We start from the raw sequence: 11,374 nt of genomic DNA, 5'->3' as shown, positions 1-11,374 counted from the left end.
GCTCAGTGCCCACGTCGCGGACCGGCCGAGGGGTCGTCGTCATCGTCGAGGCGCGCCAGCTCTTGCTCGAGCTGGCGGATGCGCTCGTCTTGGTCGTCGATCACGCGTCGATCGCCGTGCGAACCCCGCGCGGGTCCCCCGCCGAGCCCCCGCAGGAACTCGGGGTCGTCGTCGGGCGCTGTCACGCGCAGCGAGCGGGCCGAGACCCGGCCGACGGCGAACCACAGCACACCTCCGACGACCGGGAAGACGATGGTGATCACGACCCACACCGGCTTGCCCACGCCCCGGTGGCGTGCCGGCGGCTGCACCGCGGCATCCACGACGCTGAACACCCAGAAGATCACCGCCGCAACGGCGAGGATCACAAGCAGGCGAGCCATGCCCTCATCCTAAGCCGCGCGGCGGTGAACGGGCCGGGCGCCCGCCCAGAGTCCGCCCGTAGACTGGAGGGCGTGAAGATCCGGTCTGCCATTCTCTATTCGGTGCTGCGCCTGCTGGCGTTCCTGGTGCCGCTGGGGATCATGATGCTGTTCCCGATCTTCCGCGAGATGTACTGGATCGCGCTGATCTTCGCGGCGCTGATCGGCGTCTCGCTGTCGATCATCTTCTTGCGCCGCCCTCTCGACGACATCTCGCAAGGGCTCGCCTCGCGCCGCAAGGTGCGGGTGGAGAAGACGGCCGCTGAGAAAGACGCCGACATCGAGGATGCCGCGAACGACGCCGCCCGCGGCGTCGATGTGGACCACCCCGAGGTCTGAGGCCCGCCGAGGTCGCCCGTCGAACGCATCCCCGCCTACTGGCGGAGCGCATCACTGGGTTCAATCCGGGCGGCGCGGAACGCTGCGATGAGCCCGCCCAGCGCGCCGACCATGATGCCACCGACGACGGCGAGCGGCGCGAGCCTCAGGTCGAAGACCGGGCTCCAGTGCCGGGCGATCGTCACCGCGAGCGTCGCCGCCAGCCCCAGTGCGAGACCGGCCAGGCCGCCGAGAAACCCGACCGCCCCGGATTCGACCAGGACGAGGCCGGCGATGTGCGCGGGCCGGGCGCCGAGGGCGCTGCGCAATCCGAACTCATAGCGGCGTTCCATGACGGAGAGCAGCATCGCGTTCGCCAGCCCCACAATCGCGGCGAGCAGCGCGACCGCGGTAAGAATGAGCAGCGTGGCTTGCACTTCGCCTTCGACCTCAGCTCTTACGGTGCTCGGATCGACGGGAGCCTGCACCGCCACGGTTTCGGGCTGATACGGGTTGATCGACTTCGCCACCTGGTGCGAAACCACTTGCGCCGCGCCCACATGCGTCAGCAGCCACGCGGTGTCCATGCCGCGATAGCCGAGCCATCGAGAGGCCGCCGGCGCGAGGAGCACCGCACTGAGCAGTTCCGGCATCCTCGGCGATTCTTCGAGAATGCCGACGACGCGCACCTGGGTGCCGTCGACCCGCACCTGGGGGCCGCCTGCCAGCGGCCCGAGCTCGAGTTGTGCGGCCAGGCCGCGCCCGATCACCGCGTCGTGGTCGGCGAGGGTGTGATCGTGCCGGGGCATCCAGGTGATGCGCTGTCGCCCGGCGACCTGGGCGCCCTCCGTCATCGTGTACGCGTTCGTGTTGAAGTCTGGCGCGACAGGCGACGGCGAGATCGTCGCCTGCCCGTAGCTACCCACGATCCCCACCGCCTCGACGCCGTTCATCTCGCCGAGCTTGGTGGCGATCGCCGTGGGGTTGCGCTGCTGCGCCGTCAGGGCGGATTCGTCATCGGCGCTCCACGTCGCGGTGACGTCGCGACTCGTGTGGGCATCGAACGTATCTGCCACCTGCGCTCGTGCCGAGAGGGAGATGCCCCCGGTCGCGACCGCCAGGGCGACGGCGACAGCCACGGCCGCGGCGAGTCCGCTGGTGCGTCCTACACGGGAGGAGATGCTGGCGCCGGCGTCTCTGAGCAGATCGCGCAGCTTCACTTTCGAGGGTCGCCCGGGCGGGCATCCGATGGCCGCAGTCGCACTCGCGCTCGAGGTCGGCGTGCCGTCCGCGCCGTCTTCGACCCGCCCGTCCCGCAGGTGCACGCGGCGGTCGGCCACCGCGGCGACATCGGCGTCGTGCGTCACGAGGATCACGGTCGTTCCGGCGCTGTGCACCTCGGTCAGCGCATCGACGACCTGTCGCGCATTCGCACTGTCAAGGTTCCCCGTCGGCTCATCAGCGATGAGGACGGGCGCACCCGTCGTCAGTGCGCGCGCGATCGCGACGCGCTGCCGCTCCCCGCCCGAGAGCGAACCGGCCAGGGAGTGGGCCCGGTTGCCCAGCCCGACGCGCTCCAGCGCGACCCCGGCCCGGCGGCGCCGCTCGCTGCGCCCGACGCCCCGATAGACGAGGCCGAGCTCGACGCTGTCCAGAACCGGGCGCCGATCGAGCAGGTGGAAGCCCTGGAAGATGAAGCCGAACCAGTCGGATCTCATCCGCGCTCGCTCGGCGCCGGTGAGCGTCGAGACATCCCGCCCCCGCACCCGGTACTCGCCGCCACTGGCCGTGTCCAGGAGGCCGATGATGTTCAGCGTGGTGGACTTGCCGCCGCCCGACGGCCCGGTCAGCGCGACGAACTCACCGTCGTCGACGTCGAGGTCCACCCCGCGCAGGGCCTGCGTGGCGGTGCTGGTTCCGAAGACCCGTGTGATCCCCCGGAGCTCGAGCATCCGGCTGGTCATCCGACCTGCACCGCGTCGCCGACGCGCAAGGCGTGGTCGTCGAGGGGGCGGACCGCGCTCTTCCCGTCGAGCCGCGCCGACTCCACGACGGCGACCTGCCGGAACGTCCCGTCGCCGACCTGTTTGAGGACGTACGCATCGTCTCCGCCCGTGGTCACCACGGCGGACGTCGGGACCAGCAGGGAGTCCTGCGCTGCCTTCTCCAGCGTCAGAGTGACGAGGGCTTCTCGGCCGAGCCAGGAGGCGGGGATGCCGTCATCGACGGCAGACAGGGTGACCGGCACGGGGTCGCCATCCTTCGCGGCCTGCCCGACCTTCGCAACGGTGACATCGGTCGCGGCGTCATCGTCGTGCGACATGCTCCCGGCGATTCCCTCCGCCAGATCGAGGCTCACTCCGGGTTCGACATCGCCGATCGCTACAACGTCGCCCGTCTCGAAGACGAGCGGAGTATCCGGACTCACCCGCTGCCCGACGGCCGGCTGCGAGGAGAGGTACGCGGGCAGCTTCGGGACGGTCAGGAGTTCTGCCATCGGCACAACCAGACTGCCCTCGCGAGCCCCGGACGCTTCTCCGCGCCCGGTGTCGGACGGAGCGGTGTCGGGCTGACCGGTGTCTGTGGCTTCTGATGCGTCGTCGTTCGCACCGGCGCTCGGGTCGGAGACCACGTCATCCGGGCTCTCGGGGGCGGAATAGCCGATCCGCGCATAGAGGGCCTTGACCGCTCGGACGGTGCCCGCGCCCAGCACGCCATCAACGCCGACGGGGAATCCCGCCGCCGTCAGCCCGGCTTGCAGTTGCCTGACATCTCGTCCTTCGAGTCCCAGAGTGAGGTCGCGGAAGTACGGGAACGACCCCGGCACGGCGATCAACGGCCGGCTGTTCAGTTCGAGAACGACATCGCCCGGCTTGACGGCGGCCCCGTTCTTCACGAGGCGCGCGGTGACGACGCCGGAGTGCGCGTCGGACAGGGAGACGGTGGTGCGATGTGCGCGCTGGATCCCGGCGGTGAAACTCACGGTGCGCGACAAGTCACCCTCGGTGACATCCGCAGTGACGACGCCGGGCTGGGGTGCGGTCGCATGGGCCGCCCGCTGCGCGGGTGATTCGAACGCCCGCGCAGCGAACCAGCCACCACCGAAAACAGCGACCACTGCCACAGCGGCGATCGTCCACCACGCGATCTTTCGCCGCATTCTCATCCCCGGGTCTCGCGCAAGCGGCGCGTCAGCGTCATCTCTGTGCCCCCAGCTTGTTGATCGTCGCGGTCGCGTAGTCATCGAACTTCTTGATCTCGGTCAGTCGGTCGGCGAACATGTCCTCGTTCTCGTGCAGGAATGCGGCCTGCGCCGCCCACTCCGCGTTGTAGAGCGTCGTGAGGTAACCGCTGGACTGGCGACACTTCGCATCCGCCAGCGCCACGCGCCGCTCCGCCATCGACACCTTCACGGCGCCGTCGGTCGGCTCGTCCTGATCGAGCCCGAATTCGTGGATGAGCCGCGAGGTCGGGAACTCGGCCGGGTCGTCGGGCAGGTCGCTGATGCCTTGCGGCGACATGCAGGTCGACCAATCGGCGCGCCGCCTTCCGAACCGCGGCCGAGGAATCGGCCGGGGCTGTGACGTCGGGCAGGTTGCACCTGATCCGCCGACGTCATCCGGTACGCATCGAAGGGCAGCGTCCAGCTCGCGACGCTCTGCGAATCAGCCGTGGGCGCGACCGCCACCATCTGCTGCTCCGGCGGCGCGCCGCACGCCGTCACACCGATGAACACGGCCGCCGCTGTGACCATGCCCAGTGCGAACCTGCGCACGCCGGTGCATCGGTGGGGCTCGGCCCTGCCCGAGTCGCACCCGACCGACACCATCATGCCCCGCCCAGCGAACCGATGGTGTCGGAGATGTACTTCCGCAGCGCCTGCATGTTCTGAGCTGCCTGGGCGAACTCATCGCCGTGATCGGCGATGTAGGCCTCTTCGGCCGCCCATTCCGCGCCGTACAGCGCGTCCAGGTATCCCGAGGACTCACGGCACTGCGCATCCTTGAGTGCCAGCCGGCGCTCGGCCATGCTGATCGTCTCGGGTGCCCCCGGTGCGGCATCACCATCCAGGCCGAACTCCGCGATCAGGGACGACGTCGGGAAGTCCAGGGGGTCGTCCGGCAGATCCGACACGCCCGCTGGAAGCATGCACGTGTGCCATCGGACAGCCGCCGCGCGGACGTCTGCCGTGGTGTCCTGCGACGGTATCCGTGGGGGATGCAGCGCCGCCCGTGCGTCTGCCGGCACCGCGTTTTCGGCGTCGGCGAAGCACCGGTCGTAGACCGCACCCTCCTGCGGGTCGGTCGGTCGCCCCGGGTAGGTGAGACCGTTCGATGCGAACGTGTTGCGCGCAGGCGCCTGATGGAACCCCCACTTCTTCGCCAGCGCCGGCGAGCTCAGCCGGAAGCCGTAGTCGTTGTATGACTCGCCCTGGCTGTATTCGGGGTTCATCGGCGGGACCACCCATGGCACGTTGTCCCGTTGCATGCATCGGGATGCCACGAGCGATCTCGCGTAGAGCAGCGCCATGGTCTGCGCGTTCGTCGGGCTGTACCCATCGAACGGCAGCGCCCACCGAGCGATGTCCTTCTCCGTGTCGGGGGGCGGCGTCGTCTTCGGCGCCGCCGCCCCGCTGCATGCGCTGAGCAGTCCCATGCCGGCGACCAGCACGATCACCAGAGGGATGCCCCGCGCAGCGCCAGAGCAGCGTTGCGCGGGCATCCGTTCCCGTACCCATCTCACAAGAATGCCGGCCCCGATGTCACAGGCAGATGAACTGGCCGGACCAGATCTTGTCGTTGAAGCCACCCGGAACAGCCCCGACGGCGTCCACGATGTAACCGTCTTGCTCGCCCTTCTGCACATCGAAGTAGTCGGCCCCAGCGGACTGATAATTCTTCTTCGTGTACCAGCGCACGATGCAGTCCGTCCGGCTGCCCGCGTCCTTGATCGAGGTGGCGGTGCCTCCGGCGTTCTTGGTGTGCGCGGCGTTGTACCACCACCCGCCGTAGTCGGGGATTCCGTTCGCGAACTTCACGAAGTCGGTGTCGACACCCGAGGTCTTGTACATCGAATCGCCCCAGATGCACGCGTAACCGACAGGGCAATCGCTGGCCGCTGCGTTCGCTGCTTGGGGCACGAGAGCGAGGCCCACAGTAAGTGCGGCAGCGACAGTGAGTCCCGCGGCAAGAGGCCGACGCTTCATCTATCATTTTCCTTTCAATCGGGCCTCGCGATCGGCGACTCGCACCGACTCCCGCTGGTGCGGCTGTCGCGGCCTTTGTCAGGAACATCTACGCCGCGCGCGGATCCTGACAAGGCAATTTGCGCCGGGTGTGGGCCGTCGAGTGAACTCAACCTCTCCACCAACTTGCGAGAATCTCCATGTCAGGATTCCGGGCGCCCGTAGATTACCTATACGAGGGCGACAGACGGAGCGCATGGAACACGAATCAGACTCAGCCACTCGTGCCGCGCGCGCCGCGTGGTACCGAGGGCTGTTCGACGAGCACTACGCGAAGCTCGTTCGCTACGTTGAGCGCCGCATCACCCCCCGGGAGGACGCCCAACAAATCGCAGCGGACACGTTCGAGATCGCGTGGTGCAAACTCGATACCGCTGCACCCGACCCTGCAGGGTGGCTGTACAAAACAGCGAAACAAAAGATCTACAACTACTGGACCAGACAGAAGAGGGGGACGCTCGCGATGTCGCGTGCGGCTGAAGTCGCAGCACCGCCGGCAGTGCCCGAGGACAGCCTCGACAAGATAGCTGTTCACCGTGCTCTGTCTGTGCTCACCCAACGGGAACGCGAGGTGATCATTCTCACGTACTGGGAGCAGTTGGATGCGCAAGCGGTGGCAGATCGCATGCAAATGTCAGTGACCGCGGTATGGAAATGTGTGAGCAGAGCGCGTGCGAAACTGCACCGTGCGCTCGGGGATGACGTCACGTTTCCCAAGCGGCACGAGCCAGCAGGCTCAAGGGCGGTGATGCACGTTGCCGCTGACTGATGAAGAGTTCGATCGACTCATCCGATCAAGCGATCCGGCGACGACGCGGCTCGACGAAGCAGTGAGTCCCACTGCACTGGCGCTCCGTGATCGCATCATGGCTCGAAACCCCCGACCCGTCGCATTGCGCCGCGCCATTCGACGCCATCGGCGTGCGGGCATACGCATCTGGCCGTCCTCTCTTTCGATTGCGGCATCCGCCGCTGTCATCGTCTTGCTCGGCATCATCCCCGCGGCGCTCACGCCAAACAACGCGGTGGCCGGGTCGCCTCCCGCATCTGACTATCGGCCGGCAGACGCTTCTGCTCAGGCGATGCTGAAAAAGCTCGCCGCCGCCGCCACCGCACGCCGGGAACATGTCGATCCGGGATCGGTGTCTCTCCAGTCTTGGGGCGCGAATCTCGAAGAGGGCAGTGATACGCCGGGAGTCGTTCAGCCGCAGCAACTCACGTTGCACTGGAGCAGCGACCTGTCTGGCGACGTGACCATCACTGCGGGCACCCCGTACATCGACAGTGCAGCACCGGTGCCGGCCGCGACCGATTCAGGCCCGTTGCCCGTGGGGACTCCGATCTATCACGAGAGCTATACGGCAGGGGACTACCCTCTCATCTTCCGCGGAGAACCTCCGACGACCTCGGACGCGATGCGCAGCTACCTTCTGACGACTTTGAGTGGCCGTGCCGGAGCCACCCGGGCTTCAACGTTGTTTCGCGACATCAACGTGTTTCTCTCAGAACGTCAACCGACACCCAAGCAGGAGAGTGCGATTATTGCCGTCCTCGCAGACACCCCGGGCATCAGCTTCAGCGGACGGACTGTCGATAGGGTCGGCCGACCGGGGTTCGCTTTCTCGACCACAGACAACGGCGCAACCGTATTGAAGAAGGTCCTGGTGATCTCTGAGACGGGGCAAATCATCGCGGCCGAAACCCACTATGAGGGCGGTGATTCACCGGTTCCCCTCGGTGCCGGCTACCTCCTCGACTACACGGCCTGGGAAAGGACGACCAAATGAAGGGCTACTCCCTTGTGGGTGCTGTTGCGGCTATTGCCACAGCGATTATGATGCTGGCGTCACCAGCCGCCGTCGCTGCGGTTCCACAACCCAGTGATGTGCAGCTGCGTCTCGACGCGGCGCTGGCTAAGTACCCCGGTGGAGTCCAGATCTCGCCCGACTCCATCGCCTGGAGCGATGGGGCGATTGTCCTTACCGTGGCATCTGACTTCACTCCTCAATCTATCGGGTCCTGCGCAACGGGCTCTTACTGCGCGTTCTCCGGCACGAACTACAGCGGCAGCAAAATCACCTTCTCGGATTGCAGTGGTAATTCCCACGCTCTATCTGCCCTGGGCAACACTCCCGGCTCCGTGGCCAACGCTCGAACCGCCGGCACCGTGACGGCGAAGAACGGATCCACGACAGCATTCACACTTGCTCCGAACACGGGAAAAAGCGTAGTAACAGGCACAGTCGCTTCGTTGACGTGCAGCTGACCAGTTCAGCCGATGAACGCCCACATCAGCAGCGCGCCGTAGGCGACCGACGTCAACGACGTCACACTCAGGGCCGTCACCAGTTCGCGCGGTTCGCGGTACATCCAGACGATGAGCAGCGCGGGAATCGCCCCCAGCAGCGCCATCATCACGAGCCACGCGATCACATAGAACACCGCGATGAGCGCGGCGATTCCGAACGCCAGCACGATGCAGATCGTGAACAGAATCTGCGTGCCACGCTTGCCGATCAGCACCGACAGGGTCTTCTTGCCGGCGGCGCGGTCTTGCTCGATGTCACGCAGGTTGTTGGCCAGCAGCACGGCGACGGCCAGCAGGCCCGCGCCCGCCCCGCCGAGCCAGGCTTCCTGCGGTGCCGCCTGCACCTGAATCCACGTCGTGCCCAGAGTGGCGACCAACCCGAAGAAGACGAACACGAACACTTCGCCGAGCGCGTTGTAGCCATAGGGACGCTTGCCGCCCGTGTAGAACCAGGCCGCCACGATGCACACGGCGCCGACCGCCAGCATCCACCACTGCTGCGTGCGGATCACCAGCGCCAGGCCCGCCAGCCCCGACAATGCGAAGAACGTCAGCGCGACCACGAGAACGGTGCGCGGTTTCACCCTGCGCGACGCGGTCAGCCGCGTGGGCCCGACCCGGTAGTCATCGGTGCCACGCACGCCGTCGGAGTAGTCGTTCGAGAAATTCACGCCGATCTGCAGCAATACCGCGACAGCGAGGCACCCGAGCGCGAGCGCCCAGTGAAAGCGGATGTCGATGACGTGCGCGGCCCCGGTGCCGATCAGTACCGGGGTGACCGCGAGCGGCAGGGTGCGCAGTCGGGCGGCGCCGATCCAGTCACCCAGAGTCGGCTTCGGAATGCTGCGGGCCGGGGCTTTCGCCGGATTGCCACGGGGGGCGGTGCGCCTGCGGGTCTGCTTGGTGCGGGAGGAGGATGCCACGGCCGCCCAGTCTACGGGGCTGTGGCTTTGCGCACCGTGTGCGAGGGCTATGACTACGGTCTGTGTAGCGCTGCGACGGCGCGACGGATGGCCTCGCGGTCGGGTTTGCCGCTGGGCAGCATCGCGAGTTCGTCGACGAGCACGAGCCGCGCAGGGCGTGCGGGCGCGCCGAGCACCGCTCCGACGGCGGCGCGCGCTTCTTGGAGCTGTACGGATTCGCTGCGGCGCAGTGCGTCGCCCTGGGCGACGACGATGACGGATGCCTCACCCCACTGTGCATCGGGCACGCCGACGACGACCGCCGCGGCCAGACCGGGGACATCCTTGACGACGCGCTCCACACGGTCGAGGGAGATGTTCACCCCACCCGAGACGATGACGTTGTCGATGCGACCGTGGATACGCAGCACCCCGTCGTCGACAAGCCCCGCGTCACCGGTGCGATACCAGCGAACACCAGTGGCATCGCGCACGAAGACGCGATCGGTCAATTCGGCGTCGCCGAGGTAGCCGTCGGCCAGCGTCGGGCCTGACAGCCGGACTTCACCATCGACGACGTCGATGACGACATCATCGAGGGGCACCCCGTCGTACACGCACCCCCCGCAGGTTTCGGTCGATCCGTACGTGCGCACGATGCGGGCACCGGCATCCCTCGCCCGCTCGAAGGTCGTGGCCGGAAGGGCCTGACCACCGACGAGGATCGCGTCGTACGCGCGCAGCGCGGCCGCAACGCCCCCGTCGGTCTCGGCGGCGTCGAGCAGCCGGGCCAGCTGCACCGGGACGAGCGAGGTGTACCGCGAGATGGTGGGGATCGCCAGCGTCGCCGCGGCGAACGCCTGCGGGCTGAATCGTCCCTCGAGCACGACCGGATCGTATCCGGCGCGCAGTGAACGGATCATCACCTGCAAACCCGCGACGTATCCGGCCGGCAGGGCGAGCAGCCACGCGCCCTCGCCGATGCGGGCGGCCGTGGCCGACGTGCTCGCCAACAGGGCGCCACGGCTGAGCACGACACTCTTGGGAACTCCCGTCGATCCCGATGTCGTGATGACGGCGGCCGTGCCCTCGGGCACCGCGCCGGGCGCGGCATCCACCATTCCCAGTCCGAGCGCCGGACCCGATCCTGCCAGAACCGCGCGCAGGCGCGGGAGCACCTCGGCCGCGGTACTGCCGACCGGTTCGAGCCGCATCAGAAGTGCCAGGGATAGGGCGACCAGTCGGGGTCGCGCTTCTGCAGGAACGCGTCGCGGCCCTCGACGGCCTCGTCGGTGCCATAGGCCAGCCGCGTCGCCTCGCCGGCGAACACCTGCTGGCCCACCAAGCCGTCGTCGACGGCATTGAACGCGAACTTGAGCATGCGAATGGCCGTCGGCGACTTGGTGAGGATCGTGCGGGCCATCGCCAGAGCCTCGCGCTCAAGGTCAGCATGCGGCACGACCCGGTTGACCGCGCCCATCTCGTGGGCGCGCTGGGCCGAGTACTCCTCGGCGAGGAAGAAGACCTCGCGCGCGAACTTCTGGCCGACCTGCCGGGCGAAGTACGCCGAGCCGTAGCCGGCGTCGAACGATCCGACGTCGGCGTCGGTCTGTTTGAACCGGCCGTGCTCGCGGCTGGCGATCGTGAGGTCGCACACAACGTGCAGTGAGTGCCCGCCGCCCGCCGCCCACCCAGGAACCACGGCTATGACGACCTTGGGCATGAAGCGGATCAGCCGCTGCACCTCGAGGATGTGCAGGCGCCCGGCGCGGGCGGCGCGTTTCGACTCGCCTTCGGCTCGCTCAACGACCGACTGCTCGGACTCGGAGTACTTGTAGCCGTCACGGCCGCGGATGCGCTGGTCGCCGCCCGAGCAGAACGCCCAGCCGCCGTCTTTCGGGCTCGGGCCGTTGCCGGTGAGAAGCACGACTCCGATGCGCGGATCCTGCCGGGCCTCGTCGAGCGCGCGATAGAGCTCATCGACCGTGTGCGGGCGGAAGGCGTTGCGCACCTCGGGCCGGTCGAACGCGATGCGGGCGATGCGCCCGTCGGTCGAGACATGCGCGGTGATGTCGGTGTACGCATCGGCGCCGGGCGCCGACATCCATTCGCCGGGATCGAACAGTTCGGAAACGCTCACCCGACCAGATTACGCGGGCGTCGCGAACGGATTCTCTCT

At 67.6% G+C, this 11,374-nt stretch carries 13 protein-coding genes; 4 read left to right on the top strand and 9 right to left on the bottom strand.

All coding sequences use genetic code 11. From position 1 onward, the window contains the following. Positions 1–2: 2 nt before the first annotated feature. Positions 3–383 (bottom strand): PLD nuclease N-terminal domain-containing protein, encoded by a 381-nt coding sequence (locus ET475_RS10870; RefSeq protein ID WP_129389840.1) that lies wholly within the window; start codon positions 381–383, stop codon positions 3–5. A gap of 72 nt (positions 384–455) precedes the next feature. Between ET475_RS10870 and ET475_RS10865 the strand changes: the two genes are divergently transcribed. Continuing rightward, the gene (locus tag ET475_RS10865; RefSeq protein WP_129389837.1) at positions 456–761 is read left to right on the top strand and encodes a DUF4229 domain-containing protein; all 306 of its coding nucleotides are present in this window, start codon (positions 456–458) and stop codon (positions 759–761) included. Between the two features lie 35 nt (positions 762–796). Here the strand turns inward: ET475_RS10865 and ET475_RS10860 are convergent, their stop codons facing one another. The 5 genes from ET475_RS10860 to ET475_RS10840 form a co-directional block, all read right to left on the bottom strand. Beyond that, positions 797–2,704 carry an ABC transporter ATP-binding protein/permease gene (locus ET475_RS10860; protein WP_129389834.1) on the bottom strand — a complete coding sequence of 636 codons (1,908 nt, stop codon included), beginning with the start codon at positions 2,702–2,704 and terminating at the stop codon, positions 797–799. Then, on the bottom strand, positions 2,701–3,900 hold the full coding sequence (locus ET475_RS10855; protein WP_129389831.1) for a peptidoglycan-binding domain-containing protein: 1,200 nt from the start codon (positions 3,898–3,900) through the stop codon (positions 2,701–2,703). Before ET475_RS10855 ends, ET475_RS10860 begins: the two co-directional genes overlap by 4 nt. A 37-nt stretch (positions 3,901–3,937) precedes the next feature. After that, positions 3,938–4,261: a hypothetical protein gene (locus tag ET475_RS10850; RefSeq protein ID WP_129389828.1), complete on the bottom strand. Its 324-nt coding sequence runs from the start codon at positions 4,259–4,261 to the stop codon at positions 3,938–3,940. 307 nt (positions 4,262–4,568) lie between these two features. After that, positions 4,569–5,417 carry a hypothetical protein gene (locus ET475_RS10845; RefSeq protein WP_165310881.1) on the bottom strand — a complete coding sequence of 283 codons (849 nt, stop codon included), beginning with the start codon at positions 5,415–5,417 and terminating at the stop codon, positions 4,569–4,571. Between the two features lie 85 nt (positions 5,418–5,502). Next, positions 5,503–5,946 (bottom strand): hypothetical protein, encoded by a 444-nt coding sequence (locus ET475_RS10840; protein ID WP_129389822.1) that lies wholly within the window; start codon positions 5,944–5,946, stop codon positions 5,503–5,505. 235 nt (positions 5,947–6,181) lie between these two features. Between ET475_RS10840 and ET475_RS10835 the strand changes: the two genes are divergently transcribed. From ET475_RS10835 to ET475_RS10825, 3 genes are read left to right on the top strand one after another with little or no spacing between them, the layout of a single operon-like run. Next, complete coding sequence (locus tag ET475_RS10835; protein ID WP_129389819.1) at positions 6,182–6,754, top strand: RNA polymerase sigma factor; 573 nt, start codon at positions 6,182–6,184, stop codon at positions 6,752–6,754. Further along, positions 6,741–7,772: a hypothetical protein gene (locus tag ET475_RS10830; protein WP_129389815.1), complete on the top strand. Its 1,032-nt coding sequence runs from the start codon at positions 6,741–6,743 to the stop codon at positions 7,770–7,772. Before ET475_RS10835 ends, ET475_RS10830 begins: the two co-directional genes overlap by 14 nt. Further along, positions 7,769–8,251, top strand: coding sequence for a peptidase inhibitor family I36 protein (locus tag ET475_RS10825; protein ID WP_129389812.1), 483 nt, complete (start codon positions 7,769–7,771; stop codon positions 8,249–8,251). Before ET475_RS10830 ends, ET475_RS10825 begins: the two co-directional genes overlap by 4 nt. A 5-nt stretch (positions 8,252–8,256) precedes the next feature. Here the strand turns inward: ET475_RS10825 and ET475_RS10820 are convergent, their stop codons facing one another. The 3 genes from ET475_RS10820 to ET475_RS10810 are packed head-to-tail and all read right to left on the bottom strand — an operon-like array spanning position 8,257 to position 11,299. Then, positions 8,257–9,216, bottom strand: coding sequence for a 1,4-dihydroxy-2-naphthoate polyprenyltransferase (locus ET475_RS10820; RefSeq protein WP_129389809.1), 960 nt, complete (start codon positions 9,214–9,216; stop codon positions 8,257–8,259). A 53-nt stretch (positions 9,217–9,269) separates the two neighbouring features. Next, a complete protein-coding gene (locus tag ET475_RS10815; RefSeq protein ID WP_129389806.1) occupies positions 9,270–10,409 on the bottom strand; it encodes an AMP-binding protein in 1,140 nt (379 codons plus the stop codon). After that, on the bottom strand, positions 10,409–11,299 hold the full coding sequence (locus ET475_RS10810; RefSeq protein ID WP_242497849.1) for a 1,4-dihydroxy-2-naphthoyl-CoA synthase: 891 nt from the start codon (positions 11,297–11,299) through the stop codon (positions 10,409–10,411). The genes ET475_RS10815 and ET475_RS10810 overlap by 1 nt, the downstream gene beginning before the upstream one ends. Between the last annotated feature and the right edge of the window lie 75 nt (positions 11,300–11,374).

This window comes from Microbacterium protaetiae, assembly GCF_004135285.1.
Classification (GTDB): Bacteria; Actinomycetota; Actinomycetes; order Actinomycetales; family Microbacteriaceae; genus Microbacterium; species Microbacterium protaetiae.
Note: the sequence above shows the minus strand (reverse complement) of the source record. Positions and strands in the feature narration are given on the sequence as shown.